The organism is Paraburkholderia hiiakae (genome assembly GCF_904848665.1).
GTDB classification, from domain to species: domain Bacteria; phylum Pseudomonadota; class Gammaproteobacteria; order Burkholderiales; family Burkholderiaceae; genus Paraburkholderia; species Paraburkholderia hiiakae.
In genome coordinates this window covers 48,103-65,562 of sequence record NZ_CAJHCQ010000019.1, presented here as the reverse complement: position 1 = coordinate 65,562, position 17,460 = coordinate 48,103, and the positions used below count along the sequence as shown (strand labels likewise).

18 protein-coding genes are annotated in these 17,460 nt (G+C 62.3%); 9 read left to right on the top strand and 9 right to left on the bottom strand.

The window, feature by feature from the left end; all coding sequences use genetic code 11:
* Nucleotide 1 precedes the first annotated feature (1 nt).
* Nucleotides 2-1,411, top strand: a complete 1,410-nt coding sequence (locus tag JMY28_RS29225) for an MBOAT family O-acyltransferase (protein ID WP_201699397.1) — start codon at nt 2-4, stop codon at nt 1,409-1,411.
* Nucleotides 1,412-1,415: 4 nt separating this feature from the next.
* Complete coding sequence (locus JMY28_RS29220) at nt 1,416-2,582, top strand: alginate O-acetyltransferase AlgX-related protein (protein ID WP_201699396.1); 1,167 nt, start codon at nt 1,416-1,418, stop codon at nt 2,580-2,582.
* A gap of 84 nt (nt 2,583-2,666) precedes the next feature.
* On the opposite strand, the gene JMY28_RS29215 is transcribed toward JMY28_RS29220, so the two are convergent.
* The gene (locus JMY28_RS29215) at nt 2,667-3,044 is read right to left on the bottom strand and encodes a hypothetical protein (protein WP_201699395.1); all 378 of its coding nucleotides are present in this window, start codon (nt 3,042-3,044) and stop codon (nt 2,667-2,669) included.
* Between the two features lie 70 nt (nt 3,045-3,114).
* Here JMY28_RS29215 and JMY28_RS29210 point away from each other — a divergent pair, with 70 nt between their 5' ends.
* On the top strand, nt 3,115-3,282 hold the full coding sequence (locus JMY28_RS29210) for a hypothetical protein (RefSeq protein WP_201699394.1): 168 nt from the start codon (nt 3,115-3,117) through the stop codon (nt 3,280-3,282).
* 640 nt (nt 3,283-3,922) lie between these two features.
* Nucleotides 3,923-4,699, top strand: a complete 777-nt coding sequence (locus JMY28_RS29205; RefSeq protein ID WP_201699393.1) for an enoyl-CoA hydratase-related protein — start codon at nt 3,923-3,925, stop codon at nt 4,697-4,699.
* A 30-nt stretch (nt 4,700-4,729) separates the two neighbouring features.
* Here JMY28_RS29205 and JMY28_RS29200 read toward each other — a convergent pair whose 3' ends face one another.
* From JMY28_RS29200 to JMY28_RS29185, 4 genes are all read right to left on the bottom strand, one after another.
* Nucleotides 4,730-5,164 carry a MarR family winged helix-turn-helix transcriptional regulator gene (locus tag JMY28_RS29200; protein WP_201699392.1) on the bottom strand — a complete coding sequence of 145 codons (435 nt, stop codon included), beginning with the start codon at nt 5,162-5,164 and terminating at the stop codon, nt 4,730-4,732.
* Between the two features lie 128 nt (nt 5,165-5,292).
* Complete coding sequence (locus tag JMY28_RS29195) at nt 5,293-6,555, bottom strand: DUF3734 domain-containing protein (protein WP_201699391.1); 1,263 nt, start codon at nt 6,553-6,555, stop codon at nt 5,293-5,295.
* Nucleotides 6,556-6,581: 26 nt separating this feature from the next.
* On the bottom strand, nt 6,582-7,364 hold the full coding sequence (locus tag JMY28_RS29190) for a 3-hydroxybutyrate dehydrogenase (RefSeq protein ID WP_201699390.1): 783 nt from the start codon (nt 7,362-7,364) through the stop codon (nt 6,582-6,584).
* Between the two features lie 34 nt (nt 7,365-7,398).
* Nucleotides 7,399-8,196 carry an acetoacetate decarboxylase gene (locus JMY28_RS29185; RefSeq protein WP_201699389.1) on the bottom strand — a complete coding sequence of 266 codons (798 nt, stop codon included), beginning with the start codon at nt 8,194-8,196 and terminating at the stop codon, nt 7,399-7,401.
* 607 nt (nt 8,197-8,803) lie between these two features.
* Between JMY28_RS29185 and JMY28_RS29180 the strand changes: the two genes are divergently transcribed.
* Nucleotides 8,804-10,114: an MFS transporter gene (locus JMY28_RS29180; RefSeq protein WP_201699388.1), complete on the top strand. Its 1,311-nt coding sequence runs from the start codon at nt 8,804-8,806 to the stop codon at nt 10,112-10,114.
* Nucleotides 10,115-10,307: 193 nt separating this feature from the next.
* On the top strand, nt 10,308-12,317 hold the full coding sequence (locus tag JMY28_RS29175; RefSeq protein WP_201699387.1) for an ATP-binding response regulator: 2,010 nt from the start codon (nt 10,308-10,310) through the stop codon (nt 12,315-12,317).
* Here JMY28_RS29175 and JMY28_RS29170 read toward each other — a convergent pair.
* Nucleotides 12,314-13,009: a response regulator gene (locus JMY28_RS29170; protein WP_201699386.1), complete on the bottom strand. Its 696-nt coding sequence runs from the start codon at nt 13,007-13,009 to the stop codon at nt 12,314-12,316. The genes JMY28_RS29175 and JMY28_RS29170 overlap by 4 nt on opposite strands.
* A 182-nt stretch (nt 13,010-13,191) precedes the next feature.
* On the opposite strand from JMY28_RS29170, the gene JMY28_RS29165 reads away from it, so the two are divergent.
* The 3 genes from JMY28_RS29165 (at nt 13,192) to JMY28_RS29155 (ending at nt 14,662) form a co-directional block, all read left to right on the top strand.
* Nucleotides 13,192-13,623 carry a hypothetical protein gene (locus tag JMY28_RS29165; RefSeq protein ID WP_201699385.1) on the top strand — a complete coding sequence of 144 codons (432 nt, stop codon included), beginning with the start codon at nt 13,192-13,194 and terminating at the stop codon, nt 13,621-13,623.
* A gap of 52 nt (nt 13,624-13,675) precedes the next feature.
* Nucleotides 13,676-14,038 (top strand): hypothetical protein, encoded by a 363-nt coding sequence (locus JMY28_RS29160; protein WP_201699384.1) that lies wholly within the window; start codon nt 13,676-13,678, stop codon nt 14,036-14,038.
* 177 nt (nt 14,039-14,215) lie between these two features.
* Nucleotides 14,216-14,662, top strand: coding sequence for a hypothetical protein (locus tag JMY28_RS29155; protein WP_201699383.1), 447 nt, complete (start codon nt 14,216-14,218; stop codon nt 14,660-14,662).
* Between the two features lie 82 nt (nt 14,663-14,744).
* On the opposite strand, the gene JMY28_RS29150 is transcribed toward JMY28_RS29155, so the two are convergent.
* Genes JMY28_RS29150 through JMY28_RS29140 form a run of 3 tightly spaced genes read right to left on the bottom strand, consistent with a single transcriptional unit; the run spans nt 14,745 to nt 17,429 of the window.
* On the bottom strand, nt 14,745-15,656 hold the full coding sequence (locus tag JMY28_RS29150; protein WP_201699382.1) for a LysR family transcriptional regulator: 912 nt from the start codon (nt 15,654-15,656) through the stop codon (nt 14,745-14,747).
* Between the two features lie 60 nt (nt 15,657-15,716).
* On the bottom strand, nt 15,717-16,505 hold the full coding sequence (locus JMY28_RS29145) for an enoyl-CoA hydratase/isomerase family protein (protein ID WP_201699381.1): 789 nt from the start codon (nt 16,503-16,505) through the stop codon (nt 15,717-15,719).
* 30 nt (nt 16,506-16,535) lie between these two features.
* The gene (locus JMY28_RS29140) at nt 16,536-17,429 is read right to left on the bottom strand and encodes an alpha/beta hydrolase (protein WP_236597096.1); all 894 of its coding nucleotides are present in this window, start codon (nt 17,427-17,429) and stop codon (nt 16,536-16,538) included.
* Nucleotides 17,430-17,460 lie beyond the last annotated feature (31 nt).

The following is a 17,460-nucleotide window of genomic DNA, read 5'->3' as shown; positions in this document are numbered from 1 at the left end:
CATGGTTTTCGCGTCCCTCGAATTCCTGACGCTGTTTCTGCCGGCCTTCCTCGCGATCTATGTCGTGTCGCCCGCACGCTGGCGCAACGGTGTGCTGCTCTTTTGCAGCTGGTTCTTCTACGCCTGGTGGAGCCCGGTCTTTCTGCTGCTGTTCATTGCGCTGACCTTCTGCGGCTGGCTCGGCGGCGTGGTGATCGACAGGGCGCCGAGCCCGCGGGCACGCGGCGCATGGCTGGCAGTCTTCATCGCCGTGAATGTCGCGATCCTGTGCTGGTACAAGTACGCCAACATCGTCGTCGATAGTCTCGACAATGTGCTGGCGGCAGGCCATGCGGGACCGATTCCCTGGCAGCACGTCGTGTTGCCCATCGGGCTGTCCTTCATCGTGCTGCAGTCCGTCTCGTACCTGATCGACGTGCAGCGCGGCACGGTGCCGGCCGACCGCAGCGTGATCCGCTACGGGGCCTATCAGGGAATGTTCGTACACCTGATCGCCGGGCCGATCATTCGCTATGCCTGGGTCAAGCGCGAGCTGGTGTCGCGCACGGTCGACTGGGACGCTTTCGCGGCCGGCGCGCGGCGGCTCATGGTCGGGATGAGCATGAAAGTGCTGGTGGCCGACACGCTTTCGCCCATCGTCGACGCGGTCTTCGCCATGCACGCGCCGACGTTTGCGGACGCGTGGCTCGGCGGCGGCTTCTACACGCTGCAGTTGTTCTTCGATTTCGCGGGCTATAGCGCCATGGCCATCGGGTTGGGGCAGATGCTGGGCTTTCGCTTTCCCGAGAACTTCGACCATCCGTACCTCGCGAGCAGCATTCAGGACTTCTGGCGTCGCTGGCACCTGTCGCTATCGAGCTGGATTCGCGACTACCTCTACATCCCGCTAGGCGGCAACCGCGACGGCGAATGGCAAACCTGCCGAAACCTGTTGCTGACCATGGCCATCGCGGGCCTGTGGCACGGCGGCGATAGCTGGAACTTCCTGCTGTGGGGTATCGCTCACGGCGTGGCGCTGACGGTGGCACGCCTCTGGCGGCGCGCCGGCATGGCCGCCGTCCCGCTCTGGCTATCGCACGTGCTGACGATCCTCTTCGTCATGCTTGCCTGGACGCTGTTCCGGGCGGTGGGTTTTCGTGCCGCACTCGCCATGTATCGCGGCCAGTTCGGGTTGAACGCAATGGGCTTGAGCGACGCGACGCTCGTACTGCTGCGGCCTGTGCATGCGCTGGCCGCCGCGCTCGGCATCGTCTGCGTGCTGCTGCCGATCTGGCAATCGCGCTGGGACCGGGTGGCCGATACGGCGCAGGGAAGGCTGTGGCAAGCCGTGTGGCCGCTCGCGGGCTTTCTGCTGTCGTTCGGTTTGATCGTCGCGCGGGGCGCGGTGCCTTTCCTTTACTTCCAGTTCTGACGCCATGGACGATCCCAAGCCGCTACCGCAACGACGCGCTACGCGCGCCGGCAAGGTCGTTGCCGTCATCCTGATGGGCTTTCTGTTCGCGGGCCTGTTCTTCAATATCCGGTTCGCCTCGACGACAGCATCGCTGTTGCCTCATGCGCTCACGCGTGCCGGCATGCTGGACGGCACCGTATCGAAAGAACTCGCCAGCCGCATGGCCGATACGCCGATCGCGGCAGACGCCGCAAGCCTGCAGCGCGCGCTGGGTTGGCTGACGCTGGGCGATCTGGGCCCGCGTGTGCGGCAGGGCTGTCCCGGCTGGCTGTTCCTGCGCGACGAACTGAACGTATACGCCGGCGGCGAGCGCCATCTCGCGACGCGCGCCGCGACGGTTGCCGCCGTCCAGCGTGAACTGACGAGTCACGGTATTGCGTTGCTCGTCGCCGTGGTGCCCGACAAGTCGCGCATCGAACCGCAACATCTGTGCGGGCTTTATCGCCCTGCATCGTTGAGTGCGCGTCTGCATGACTGGACATCGCGTCTGGTCGCCGAAGGCGTGCCGGTGGTGGATCTCGGTTCAGCGCTGCGTGGCGTGCCGGGCGACGCGTTCTTTCGGACCGACACACACTGGACCCAGGCCGGCGCGGGCGCTGCGGCGGGGGCGCTCGCGCAGCGCATTCGGGCGATGGGCGAGCCGCTGGATTCAAGCGTTTCGAGCCAGCCCGGCTACCGCGTCGCCGACAAGCCGGCCCAGCGTCGGCCCGGCGATCTCGTGCGGCTGGCCGGCCTCGATGCGTTGCCGGTGTCCTGGCAACCGAGGGCGGAGATCGTGACCGGCCGGGATTACCTTCACGTGGCCCAGGCGGCTTCGTCGGCCGACGATCTGTTCGGCGATGCCGATCTGCCGACTATCGCGGTGATCGGCACATCGTATTCGACGACGTCCGATTTCGTGCCGCAACTGGCGTTGGCGTTAGGGCGGGGCGTCGGGAATTTCGCGCGCGAAGGTGGCAAGTTTGGCGGCTCGGCGCGCGCGTATTTCACAAGCGCGGCGTATGCCCAGACACCGCCCAAACTTGTCGTTTGGGAATTGGACGAACGGGATTTGCAGGCGCCGCTCGAAGCGGAAGATGAGGTCGTCGTGCCGAAATCCGGTGCGGTTCGCACGGTGGCTTCGCGTTGAGGCTGTCGCGCGGATCGACGACCGTAGGTCAGCCGTAAATCCGCGCATTGAAAAGCACAGCGCGATTCAGCGGAGCGCGGACGATCAGGCTTTCAGCAGATCGGTTGCAAAAGAACGCGCATGCGCTACGGCCTCTTGCGCGTCGAGAAATACACCGAGCTGCTCCCAGCGCTCTTCGACCGCGTATGTACCTTTTGTCGCGAGCGCTCGCTGGACGCGCAATTGCGCTGCGTACCTGCCGTCCTCCAAGGGTCGAGCCCTTGCAATGATCTTGTGCGGCGGCCCGGATCTTTCTGGCTGAACCAACTCGACAGGACCGCCGGGTGCGCCGATATCTTTCAACTCGTTCCTGGCCTGGCAGTCCGGGCAGTAGAAGCACCACCCCGCGTCCTCGTGCGTGGATCTGACCTGCCCGCGCGCCAGCACGGCTCGACATTCAACGTTTTCGCAGATGAACGGCATTGCTGTCTCCGAAGTTGTTTGGAGAAAAGCCTAGCACGTCCGTCGTTGGCCAACCATTGGCAATGTTGCCGTGTCCGACGTTAAGGAAAACCCTGAAGCGGGCGCCGACGAAGCGGCGCTAGTCGGCCTGGTCACTTCCAGACCTCAGGCGGCACTCGCGACGCTCCACGTCGCCCGATGCGTGTTCCCGGAGAAGCTGACCTCGGCCCCGAACGGCAGCGCGCAGTCCTGGGTGTAGAAGAAAAACCACGCTCCCTCGCGATCGAAATACGCCCGAAAACAGGGCGAATCGTCACGCACTCCCGGTGCGTCGGAACATCGAAACCAATACGTGAACCCATTCAGGACACCGTGGGCGAGGCGGTGCGAAGGGACGACATCGCGGGCCGGGGATTCGAAGGCAAGAGCGCGGCTTACTCTTCCACCAGGCAGGAGAACGGTCACTTGACCGGCCACGCGATTCTCGCAGGTGCGTTCCGCATGATTCGGAGCCGGATCGATCGCATCGCCACCCGTGCCAGGACACCTAATCAGGGAGCGAACGTGCGCGAGGTGGAAGGACGGCACCGCCCTCGATCCTGGGCGAAAGGGCTTGATGTTGTCCACGCTGCGGCTCCTGTGCAATGGGTTCTGGGGGCAACTGCAAGGATAGGATGTCATCGGCTCGAGGCCTGCGACCTGGCGGCGCACATTGAGGCACCACTCTAGATTTTTGGCAGCGTGGTCTCTTGTCAATCGAATGAAGTTGATACGTCTACAAACATGTCGAGCGTGACTATTGTGCCCTTGGAACCGCGCTTTACTTCGAGTCCCAAGGTTTACTTTGCATGCGAACTATCTATATAATTCGCATGCAAAGTAAATTCAAGGAGAGCACTATGACTGCGGAAATTCACGTCGATCAAGCCGACGGCATTCTGACGATTACGCTTGCCCGACCGGACAAGAAGAATGCATTGACCAATGTGATGTACGGCACGCTGGCAGACATCATTGAGAGCGCGGAGCACGACAGCAATATCCGCGTATTACTGGTGCAGGGCGACGGAGACATGTTTACCGCGGGCAACGACGTGGGCGAATTCGCCGCAATGGCATCGGGAAAGGGGCCGAGTGAGCGACATGTACATCGCTTTTTGCATGCATTGGCGAAGTCGAGCGTGCCCATCATTGCGGCCGTCCAGGGCAAGGCAGTCGGTATCGGCACCACGATGCTATTGCACTGCGACTACGTTCTGCTCGCACCAGACGCAGAACTGATCACCCCATTCGTTAATCTCGCTCTTGTCCCCGAGGCGGCATCCAGCTGGCTGCTTCCATTGCGCATCGGCCACGTCAGGGCCTTCGAGATGTTTGCGCTGGGCGAACCGCTCGACGCGCCATCCGCTGTCGCGTTGGGCATTGCGAACAAGGTCTGTGCAAATGGTCAGTTACGGGATGACGCGCGCAGGATGGCAGAAAGAATCGCTGCGAAGCCGGCTGGCTCGCTGAGTGCGATGAAAAAGCTCATGCGCAATGCGCAGACGCTGGTTGCGCAAATGGATAGTGAGAGTGCGAAGTTCCAGGAGCGGCTGACGAGCGCCGAGGCAAGGGAGGCATTCGCGGCCTTTGCCGAAAAACGCAAGCCGGAATTCTCCAGGGTTCCCCAGCACTAGTCGATGCCTTGCTGCCGCCTGCGGTTCAGGCTACGCGTCGCCGTCTTCGGCAAGCGGAAACTTGCTCTGCAGGCTGGTCAGCCAGCGCGCCACGACGTCAATTTCCGCTTCCGTAAATCCTTCGGTCAATCTGGCGTTCAAGTCCTTCATGCGAAGCTTTGACCTCTGGCGTGCGGCGCGTCCGGCCTCTGTCAGCCACAGGCGCGACGCCCGGCCATCGTTTTCGTCAGCACGACGTTCGATCAACCCTGCTTTTTCTGTCCGGTCAGCGAGACCACTCATTCCCGGTGCGCCCAGATCCAGCGCAGCAGCGGCCTCGCTCATCAACGCGCCGTTGCGATCGCCCAAAAAGAACAGCAGCCCCGCTTGCGCGGCTGTCACGCCGCCACCGGCCGCGCGTATTTGCGACCACCGTTGCAGTCGACGCTGTCCGACATTCAATAGATAGACGAGGCGGTGCTTCATGGCGCGGTAGATAAGGTTGAGCGATTTAGTTCGCGCGCGAATGATATCACGCGCGATGGTGGACCCTGCCGTGTGGCGTCTCGCTCGCAATGGCAACAGTGGCCGCTGTGACTTGCCGGGCCTGCCGCCTATGCGACCTTGCGAGTCAGATCCACCTGCCCCGACGCGCCAGCGCTCAGTTCGGCGCGATCCGACTCCGGCACCTCGCCCGCGCGCCGATGGATGTCGTGCGTGACGAAGCCTTGCTCGCGGCTCGGTATCGCGAACCAGTCCGGATGCGCAAACGACGCGCGAATGTCCTCGACACCGCTCGACCAGTGCTCTTTCATGGTGTCGGCACTGAATTCGTAGTCCTTGTAATGCCCTTCGTAAGGCTTGTTCTTGTAGATCAGATGGACCACGTTGATCGACGAACCGTCGGCCACGTTCTCGGCGAGCCGGAAGAGGGGATCGCTGCGGCGTGCCTCGGCGGGGACATGCTCGAGGAGTTCCTTGATAAACCGTGCATGCTTTTGCCGATCGGCAAGCATGTTGGTGATGGCGCGCGTGCGGCTCGAATATTGAATGTCCTTGGCTCGTTCGGCCACGTCCATGAAATCGGCGGGTACGTTGCCGCTCGCGCTCCATAGATCGACCTGGAATACGAGCGTGTCCTTATGGTCCGCGTCACGCAGCACCTCCGTGAGCGGTGTATTCGACACGAGGCCACCGTCCCAGTAATACTCGCCGTCGATTTCCACGGCCGGAAAGCCGGGCGGCAGCGCGCCAGATGCCATGAAATGCTCCGGCTCGAGCCGCATTTTCGCGTTGTCGAAATACACGAGATTGCCGCTGCGCACGTTCACGGCGCCCACGGCCACACGGATTGGACCATCGTTGATCCGGTCGAAATCGGCGAAACGTTGCAGCGTCGATTTCAGTGCGGCGGTGTCGTAGTAGCTCACCGTATTCGGCGTCGCCTTGTGCCAGCCCGCGATGGGCAGCGGGCGGCGCGGTGCGAAAAAACCAGGCTGGCCTTCAGTGAGCGCGCGGCCTGCGGCCCACATGCTTGCCCACCGGCGCGACAGTTCCTGATGGCTGAACATCGGCATCGCAAGGGCGCTGAGGTTGCCGAGCCAGTCGAGCGGATGGCAGATCGACTCCCAGAAGCCGCGCAACGCTTCCACGCGTTGCGCAGGCTCATTGCCCGCGATAATCGCCGTGTTGAGCGCGCCGATCGACACGCCCGCGATGCGATGTGGCTCGACGCCAGCCTGCGCGAGCCCTTCGAACACGCCGGCCTGATAGGACCCGAGCGCACCGCCGCCCTGTAAAACAAGGGCGATTTCGTCGTAGCGCGGCAGCTCAAACGGCTTGCGCTCCGTGCGGACGGTTAGATTGCTGCTGCGCATACGTTCTCCCTTCGTTCGTTTGTTGCTTAGTGCATCGACCAGCCGTGCGTGACGAGGACCGACTGGCCCGTCAACGCCGCCGACCCAAAGCCCGCGAGGAACGCGACCGTGTTGGCCACGTCGTCGAGCGAGGTGAACTCGCCGTCCACGGTGTCCTTGAGCATCACGTTCTTGACGACGTCGGCTTCCGAAATGCCGAGCGCCTTGGCCTGCTCGGGAATCTGCTTGTCGACGAGCGGCGTGCGCACGAAGCCCGGGCACACGACGTTGGCGCGCACGCCGCGCGGGCCGCCTTCCTTCGCCACCACGCGGGCAAGGCCGAGCAGACCGTGTTTCGCGGTCACATAGGCAGCCTTGAGCTTCGACGCTTCGTGCGAGTGCACCGAGCCCATGTAGACGATCGAGCCGCCCTTGCCACTGCCGTACATATGCTTGAGTGCGGCTTTGGTGGTGAGAAACGCGCCGTCGAGATGGATCGCGAGCATCTTCTTCCAGTCGGCAAACGGGAACTCGTCCACGGGGCTGATAATCTGGATGCCCGCATTCGACACGAGCACATCGATTCCGCCGAAGACCTTCGCCGCTTCGTCGATACCCGCATTGACGGCTTCCTCATTGGTCACATCCATCGCCACGGCGAGGGCCTTGCCGCCGGCGGCCACGATGCTGTTCGCCACCTTGCCGGCGTTTGCGAGATTGAGGTCGGCAATCACGACTGCCGCACCCTGGCTCGCGAACGTGCGCGCGCAATGTTCGCCAATGCCGCTCGCGGCGCCCGTGATGACTGCAACCTTATCTTTCAAAGACATACGTATTCCTTACTAAAAGCACGATATAAAAGGATCAGGCGATCTCGGCTGCGGGTTCGCCCAAGATGGCGCCGTCGCGCGATGTTTCGGCGAGATAGTCGAAGGCGACTTCGCCGATGTCGAGCGTGAGGTCCGCTATGACGTGACGGGCACCCACCACGCGACGCACGGGCAGATCGGCGACGGGCGCGAGCGCGTGCGGATGCAATTCGATTGCGGCCGGGCCGCTCCATGCGCCGCGCACGGTCACGTCGCGCAGATAGAAGCGCACGAGCTCGCAAATGCGCGCTGTGCCGTCCACGTGCGGAATGATCTTGAGAAGATAGTTGGGTGTGTCGGCGAGCTTGCGGCGCTCGTCTTCGCTGTTGAGCACGTGATGTTTGTAGCCCATCGTGCCGGTAGCGACGCGCTGCGTGCCGTAGTCGAGCGTGCCAAGCAGCGTGTCGTTGCCATCGACCGCGAGCACGGGGCGCGCGAGCTTCTTCGGGAAGCCCCAGATTTCACGTCCACCGGCGATCGGGCCTTCGTCGTCGAGATACATCGAATGCGTGTAATTCGCGAGGCGGCCTTGCGGATCGCGCACGGAGATTACCTGGCCGCTTTCGGTGTAGTCGCCGAAACCCGACGAGTCGGGCATACGGATGAATTCATAGTGGACGAGATTGTTTTCCGGCTTCAACGGCTCCGGCACGATGGCGCGCAGCGCATCGGGATCGGTTTCGTACGTGATGATGAAATATTCGCGATTGACGAAGCGAAACGGCGGCCGCGGATACGCGGGGTTGTGCATGGGCATCGCGAACGCATCGCGACGGATTCTTGCCAGATCCATACTGTTCTCCAGGCCAGGTTGCGTGAAAACGTCGTGACAGATGGTAAGGGGAAACCATGACACAATCGCATTTATGACGATAAAACACCGTTTCAATTTCGTTAAATAAAAAGGAAATTGAAAGTTTATTGGCCATATTCAGGTCATTTTTATGTGATCGTCTCGACGTCGAGCACGTCAATTTCCACAGCTTAATCATGGCATTACACTCATCGGCCTGAAAACGTATGAGGAATGCCACCCAGAAGAGGAAATAGATTAATGCGTGAATCGTGAATGGGTGCCTCGTCACGATATATCTGCACTCTGTCGAAATTTCGCAGGAGTGCGAACGATATGCAGCGGCTTTCGATTTAGAGTCGACATTCGCGTTTCACTCCAGATCGACTGGCGATCGGTTCCGTCGCGCGGACCACGCTCGAACCTGGCCGATTCCCGCATGTGCAGCAGGGTTGCCTGGCAAAACCCGCCTCGGAACCGTCTGGCCCCGTAACAAATGCCATGTTGTATTACATCTTTCTGGTTGTCTGGCGTAATATATGACCGCTTCCTACGGGGAAGCTGGCGGGGCAGGCCCGCCGGCAGCGAGAATATTTACGGAGACACTATGCAGCCCGACGTGGCGCCTTCACGGCGCGTCAAGACCATCCAGCGTCAAACCCTCATCCTGCTGGTCATCTGCGTGTCGATCAGTACCATCGACCGCGCCGCCCTTGCGGTGGCCAATCCCCTTGTCCGTCACGACCTCGGCCTTTCGGTTTCGGAGATGGGGCTGTTGCTATCCGCGTTTCTGTGGGCCTACGCCATCGCCCAGTTGCCCATCGGACCGCTGATCGACCGGTTCGGCCCGCGCCGCGTGCTCACCGCCGGCATTGCCGTCTGGTCCACTGCACAAATGCTGTGCGGCGCGGCCACGGGGACCCTCGCGTTCGCCGGCTCGCGCGCGCTGCTCGGCGTGGGGGAGGCCCCTCAGTTTCCGACCGCCGCGTGCGCGGCGAGGGACTGGTTCGCCGTGCGCGATCGCGGCCGCGCCACCGGCTGGTTCATGTGCGCGAGCTATCTCGGCACCGGCATTGCCGCGCCGCTCATCACGGGGCTCATGCTGTCGTTCGGTTGGCGCTGGATGTTCGTCATCATGGGCGTGCTCGGACTGATCGTCGCTCTCGTTTGGGGGCTCAAATACCGCAGCCCGCACGAGGTCGCGCTCGGCGAAGCGGAGCGAGCCTATTTCGGTACGCCAGCCAACGGCGGCGCGCGCGCTCAGCAGGTGAGCCTGCGCCAGTGGGCGAGCCTTTTCAGGTCGGGGACCACCTGGGGCATGCTCGCCGGCTACTTCGGCATCATCTACGTGAATTGGCTCTTCAATACGTGGCTACCCGGCTACCTGCACATGGAGCGGCACATGAGCCTCGTGCAAGTGGGCTGGATGGCGGCCATTCCGTATTCGTGCGCCGTGGTGGGCGCGATCACGGCGGGCTATCTCGTCGACTGGCTTTCAAAGCGCGGCGCGAGCCTGACCGCCAGCCGCAAGGCGCCCGCGTGCGTGTTCCTCGTCGTGCAGACGCTGCTCGTCATTTGCGCGGTGTCGAGCACGAGCAACGCGGTCGCGATCGCGTGCCTTTCGGGCGCCATGTTCTGCGGGACGGCCGCCACGACGATCGCATGGGCGATGGTCAGCGTTTTTGCGCCCGCGGCCTATACAGGGTCGCTCGGTTCGCTGCAGAACTTCGGCGGATACCTGGGCGGCGCGTGCGCGCCGATCGTGACTGGTCTCATCGTTCAGAAGACCGGTTCGTTCGATCTCGCGCTTTACATCGGCGCCGGGATGTCGCTGCTGGCGGCACTCGCCTACGTGGCGCTCGTGCGCGGCAAGATCGCTGTCGAACAGGAAGAAGAAACGCCGGCGCTCGTCGGTTGATCACAAACGAGCGACTGTATTCGCGGCCTGCCTGCTCAAATCCATCCCGCATTCAAGCGAGTGCGTAGGCCGCGACTGCAACGTGACACTTTACGAGTGAGCGAGATAGTGACCGACTAGAATGGATTTGCACGCCTAAGCACAAGACGTGCTTCTTGCTTCGCGAGCCCTGCGAGCATACCGGCGAGATGCGATGAGCATATTCAGGTTTCAATCGGCGACGGAATCGGCATTCCTCAAACGATCGCATGCGCCCAGCGCGATTCGCGCATGGCTGATCGACATGCTTTGCTGGCCGGCTCGATTCGAGGATCCGCAGGCCGAACGGGAATTTACTGAGGACTATGGCCGGCGCTTTGCCGACTTCCGCCGCGCGGCGTTAGTGCTTGGAACCCTGATCTGGGTGTGCTTTGGCTTTTGGGAGATCAGTCTTGCGCAGACCAGTGCGGTGTTCCGGCCGTACTTTCCCGAGGTGTTCGCGTTCCGTTGCGCGGGTGCGCTAGGCGCGAGCGTCGGCATCGTACTCGCCTTCAAACTCGAATTTCATCGGGACAAGGTTGCACACTGGATCCTGCTGTCGGGGCTGGCGTTCATGTGTTTCTGCCTGTTGATGCAAACGGTGCTCGCGCCACGCCCGTTCAATTTCACCCATTTTTTCGTCGGCTATTATTTAATCCTTTTCTATCTGTTCGGTTTTCTTCGCCTGCGGGCCAAGGCGACACTGATGCTCACCGTGTGCGTGATCGCCGTGATCGTGATGACGCAACTGGTCACCCGGTCGGTCGAGCCGGACAACTTCGCGGCGGGCATGTTCTACCTTTTGAACGTCGCCGTTCTGGGTCATAGCGTCAACGTGAACGCCGAGCGGCATGTGCGCGACCGCTATGTCGCCGTCCAGGCACTTGCCCATAGCAACGATGCGCTGCAAAGCGCCAATGCCGAACTCGCGCAAAAACACCATGATCTCGAGCGCGCACGACGCGACCAGCAGACCAAGTCGGAAGCCCTGATCGCGTTGCGCGAGCAGCAGCGCGAAACCGCTGAGCAAGCGAGCCGGGCGAAATCGCGCTTTCTGGCGGCAGCCGCGCATGACCTGCGTCAGCCTATGCATGCGCTCAACCTCTTTCTTGCCGCGGCCGACGAAGCGCTGGATGCGCGCGACGTCGAAGCATCGAGCAAGCTGATCGGCGAGGCGCGCAAGGCGTCGGTCTTGACGGCGCGGCTCTTCAACGCGGTGCTCGACCTGTCGAAGCTCGAATCGGGGCACGTCGACCCGAGCTATACGAGCGTCGACCTGAGCCGGGTCACTGAGGAGACGGTCGCGCAACTCGCGTCGTTCGCGGCGAGTCGCGGCGTTGTGCTGCGCTATGCCAAGGCGCTGCAAAGACCAGCGTGGGTACGCACCGACGCCGACTGGATTCCCCGCGTGTTGAGCAACCTCATCGCGAACGGAATCAAATATTCGGATCCAGCGAAAGCAGGGCGCTCCACGGTGCTCGTAGGGTTGGTACGCATGCCTAATTATGTTCGGCTCGACGTACTCGACAACGGCATTGGCATCGCGCCGGAGCATTGGGACGCGATCTTCCAGCCGTTCGTGCAGCTCGGCAACCCGGAGCGGGACCGCGAGAAAGGGCTTGGACTCGGTTTGTCGATCGTGAATGCGGTGGTGTCCTTGCTAGAGGGGCACCGACTCGAACTGAAGTCGATCGAGGGACACGGATCGCGTTTCTCGGTGCGCATGCCGGTGGCGGATCAATTTGCGCTCCAGGATGTCACGCTGCCGCCCACTGAAGCAGCGTCGCCGTCATCGTCGTTGCTGCGCGGTCTCTATGTGTTGCTGGTGGAAGACGACAGCCTGGTGCGCGCGTCGATGGAGGCGCTGTTTGCGCGATGGGGAGTGTTGTCCGATTCGGTTCGCTCCGCAGCCGAACTCAACGATCTGCTGCAGTCGATCGAGCGCGTGCCGGATCTCGTCATCAGCGACTACCGGTTGCCGGAGATGTCGACCGCTCACGACGTCATCCGTCTGCTTGGCGAACACGTTGCGCGGCCCGTGCCGTGCCTCGTGGTGACGGGCGAAGCCGTGGCAAGCACGCAAGGTGTGTTGCCGGAGCGCTGCGTGCTCAGCAAGCCGTTGTCTCCCGACTTGCTGATTGCGCGCATGCTCGAATTGACGGAGGCATCGACGCGGGCGAGTTAGACCGCTGGGGCGTGCGCAACGGTGGGAATCTCAATGCCGCGGCGCGCCATTTCGACGATCAGGAACGTACGCCGCGATACGTTGAAGCGGCTCAGCAAATCGCTGATGTATTCCTTCGCGGTGTTCTCCGCGATATTCATCTTGCGCGCGATGGCCTTGTTCGACATGCCCTGCAGAAGAAAACCCAAAGTTTGTGCGAGGCGCGGCGGCAGGTTCAGCGAGTCGATCGGAACGCCCTTGCTCGGGCCCGGGGACTGCGGGGTATGGCCCCCTTTGCCGAGCACGCTGTTGGGCAGATAAACCCGTCCATTCAGGATCGTCTGCAGGGCTTCCCGGAACACCGCACCGCCTTCCTCGCTGGCCTTCGAGATGAAGCCGCCAGCGCCATTCTTGATGCAGTCCAGCACGGTTTCGCGGTCGTCCTGCGCGGACAGCATCACCACATGCGCAGCACGCTCGTTTTCCTGCAGCCAGCGCAGCAGGTCGAGCCCGGTGTGATTGTTCCCGATCTGGTAGTCGAGAAAAACGAGGTCATAAGCCTTGTTCTGCAGCCGCTCGACAGCGGCGTCGTACGAGCCGGCCTCGTCGATATCGAGCGTCGGTTCCGAGGTCAGAATCAGGCTCTTCATCGCGATACGCGTCAAGCCCTCGTCTTCTACGAGCAGAACGTGGCGGAAATACAGGTTGTCCATCGGGCGTCTCTCCAGTCGGGACCACTGTACCCGCAATTCGTCAGGCTGCGATCCCCCCATAGCGGGGGACGCTTCCGGGGCCACCTTCTGGAGGCGTTTTTCCCCCCGCATGGCCGGTTTTGCCAGAGCCCCGGTACGAGCACGATGGAGTCACTGTAGCTCGGACGATAAGGGACACCACCATGCATACGCCGCATTCCGACTTCAAAAGCCTGCTGAACATTTTCCGCTTCGCGCCGGATGACGAAACCCGCGCGCGCCCTGGCAGGCCGGAGCCCGAACCGGCGACGCAACCGGACGCAACGATCCTGGTGGAACTTCTTCGGGCAAGGGCGCTGATGGTCCGTATCGAGTCGAGCGGCGTGAAATTCCCGGACCAGATCGATGACGTCCTCGTCCAGGCCTTGACCGCCTATGACCAGAAGCGCTGGACGGAGCAGATCGACCGGAGTTTCTGCATCACGCTGAGTTTGCTGGAGTCCATCGCGCGCCACCGGCGCGGCGCCGCGGCGGCGCACACCGTCTGCACAGATGCGACCCTTGTTAATTACGACCATCCTGGCCAGCCCGTCATCATCAGCGAGCGCCGGAATGGGCTCGATGGCAATTGGTGAACGATCAACGCATGGGCCGATTGAATAGCCTGGCTGACGAGGAGATCGCGCGATGCAAGACAATTCCATCGAATACGACGCGCTTGATGACCGGCGCCTGCAATCCCTGCTTGCGCAGGAACACGAAAGCCACGCGGGAGGCCGGCGGGCAGGGCGCGAGAAAGCGATTCAAACAAAGACAGAGACAGAACGGCGACCTCACAGTCCTTACACTGTCCACAATCTCGACACCGCAATTGCTCACCTCGAAAGCGCGATTAGCGCAGATAAAACGATGGAGATTTTCGGTGCGAGTTATTGGCACGCTCGCGTGCTCGAACTCAGATCCACACCGGGCATTCTGCACATTCAGGAGCGTCGGCTGCAGTGTTTGCTGGATCGGTTCGCGGCCAGTTCCGGGGGAGCAGGAAATTGACTAAATAGTGCTTGAATCAGAAGGCCGGGGGATATCGAATAAGCACGGGAAGCGTGAGAGACCACCAAAAATCAGCGAAAAAAGCATCAATTTATATTAACGGGAACGTGCTGCTGTTATCGGACACAGCAACGCGCGGGGTTTCGTTGTCCGTAGTTTCAGCAAGGAGATTGCAAAATGAAAATCTCATTTGAAAACTTTGGCGCAGTCAATATCATCCGATTCGAGGGCGAAGCGGGGCCGCTCAAGATTCTGTTCGACGGTGGGGATGGCGGAGGCGTCGGCATTACCGCGGGAGGGCAGATTATTCACATTCCGCCCAATACACCTGAGGGGGAGCAGCAGGTCTATGTGGAATTCATGAAGAAAGTCAGAGACACATTCTCTGCGGCGAATATCAATCCGGTTGTGGGTCGATGCGCTTTGATCGACTCACAGATTTCTGCTGTGGCAATTCAAATCGCGGAACTCGCTGAGGTTGGAATCAATGACCCGGCGCTGGAAACAAAACTGGAGCGGCTCGAGAGAACCGCGAAGGCTGAAGGGTGCCCCCCACTCTTCCTTCGGGCTAATCCCTGGGACTACCCGGGACAACAACCGCCGTCCTTAAAGACCCCGGAATAAAAACAGGGCTAGTTGGCGTTCGCCGTGCGGCACGCGTATCGCGCCGCGCGGCATTTATTTTTTCGAGCGGGCCGCCTGAATCTCACCGGCGTCGCAGAGCCTCGTCGCGCTCGAACAGTTCGACGAGCCAGTCGATGAACACGCGGACTTTCGCGCTCAGATAACGGTTGGGTGGATAGATCACGTGCACCGGGTAGCTCGGCTGCGGCCAGTCCTCGAGCAGCGCCACGAGTTTTCCCGCGGCGATGGCGTCGCGCACCGAATACGCGGGTGCCTGGATAATGCCGAGGCTCGCGAGGCCGGCTGCCAGATAAGTATTCGTATCGTTGACGATGAGCCGGTGATTGAGCGGCAGACCTTCTTTTCGATCGTCGTACAAAAACGGAAACGACGCAGGATAGCCCACGCCCGACGGGATCATGCCGATGGTCGGAAAGTCACTCAACTGGTCCGGCGAGGTGGGCGCGCCATGGGCGTCGAGCAACGCTGGTGTCGCGCACGTGGTGAACCCGAACGTCCCGATTTGCCGTGCGACGAGGAACGGTTCGTCGACGTTGCCGGCGCGGATCGCGCAGTGGAAGCCCTCGGCAATCAGGTCGGCGCGCTCGTTGCCGACCGCAAGCTCGATCGCGACGTCCGGATAGGTGCGGTAGAAGTCGTCGAGCGCCGGCATGAGCACCAGCGTGCCGATCGCTGTCGCGGCATCGACACGGATCTTGCCGGACGGTTTGGTCCGGGCATGAGTCGTCGACGATTCGATGTCCGCGAGGTCGGCGAGCAGACGCACGACGCGGTCGTAGTAGAGCGCGCCTTCCGGCGTGACCGTCACCGAGCGCGTGGTGCGATGCAGCAGGCGCACCTTCAGATCTTCCTCGAGTTTCTGGATGAGCCGTGTTAGCGACGCGTTTGGCATGTCGAGCGTCTCGGCCGCTTTCGTGAACGTACCGGCCTCGACCACGCGCACGAACGCATTCATCGCTGCGATGCGGTCCATGACAGGCCTCTGCGTTCGAAGGGACGACGTCATTAGACCGCACAATCGCGGCAGCTGCTTTCAGAAGCCCTTGAAGTCCACCGCCGGGCGTGGGCGGCCCGCTTTCAGCGCGTCGACGGCGGAGCGCAGCCCGCGTTGCACGTCGTCGGTGTCGAACAGCGGCATCGCGGCGTCGAGCATCGCTTCGTCCGCGGCCGCTACGCCGCCAACGGCCCATGCGCGCAGCAGCGCCTTGTGCGCGGCATAAGCACGCGTGGGGCCGCTGGCGACCTGGCGCGCGAATTGGGTCGCTTCTTCCAGCAGAGCCGTATCGGCCACCACGCGGTTCACGATGCCGAATCGTTCCATGGTGGAAGCGGGCACCTTCTCAGATGTGAGCGCCCATTCGGAAGCGCGCGAACGGCCCGCGCGTTCCGCGACCCGGTAGATGCCGCCGAGCACGGTGACGATACCGAGTGTCTGCTCGGGATGGCCGAAGGTCGCCGTTTCGCCCGCGAAGATCACGTCCGCCCGCAGCGCGAGTTCAACGCCGCCGCCGAAGCACAGACCCTGCACCGCGGCGACGACGGGCAGCGGCAGGCGCTCGAAGCGATTGAACACGGACATGTAGTGGCCGAAACGCGCTCGTAGTTCGCGCAGGTTCGCGTCGGGCCAATTCATGATGTCGCCGCCGAACGAGAAGTTTTCGCCAGCGCTACGCACAAGCACCGCGCGTGCTTCGCTGCTCTCGATTGCAGTGACGGCCGCAGCCAGTTCGTCGATCATGCGGTCGTCGATGCGATTCTGCGGAGGGTGGTCGAGGACGATCGTCGCGAGCGCGTCGTCGAAGCTGACAGTCAGGTGAGCCATGGAGTGATCCTTGAAACGTGAGTGCGGAGATTAGCCGAGGTGCTGCTTGAACCACTCGAGCGCGGCGTTGCTGGAAATCTGAAACTGCGACAGATACGGATCGAAGTGTCCGCCTTCGATCGTCACGAGCCGCTTGGGCTGAAGCGCACGTTCGTAAGCAGCCAGTTCGAGGTCCGTCAACGTGATCGCGTCGTGCGTGGCGACCACCATCAGCAAGGGCGTCGGCGATACACGCGCAATCCACTGGCCGGGCTCGTACATGCGCGCGGCGCGCGTCGAGCGCACCGTCACGTTGTTTTCCCAGACGCCTTCCGGCAGGGACTGCAGATAGAAGTCGATTGCGTCCTTTGCGCGATACGACGCGGCGACCGCAGGATCGGCACTCACGATCGCCTGCCGCCGCGGCGCCTCACCGCGCAGTTGCGCGCGGTCGTCGTCGGCGAACGCTTCTTCGATTGCCGCGACGTTCTCCGGCGCAATGCGGCGCAGCCCCTGTTCGTAGCCGCTGATCGTCGGCACCTGGGCGACGACGCAGCGCAGACGCCGCTCGGTTGCGCCCAGCACGATCGCGTGGCCGCCCGCATAGCTCGTACCCCAGAGGCCGATGCGCGCCGGATCGACGACGTCGAGGCTTTCGAGGTAGCTGATGGCGCGCCGCCAGTCCGCGATCTGACGCCACGGATCGATGTCGTGGCGCGGCGCGCCCTCGCTCGCGCCGAAGCCGCGATGGTCGTGCAGCAGCACGACGAAGCCCGCTTCGGCAAAGGCGCGTGCGAACGGCTCGAGCCCGTGTTGCTTCACGCCGGCGTAGCCGTGCGCCATCGTGATGGCGGGGCGCCGTCCTTCGCCGGGCGGCGTGAAGAGCCAGCCGCGCAGCTTGACGCCGCCGTCCACTTCGAATTCGACATCGCTACGTTTGACCATTTTCACTCTCCTGGAATCGGGATGATTGCGC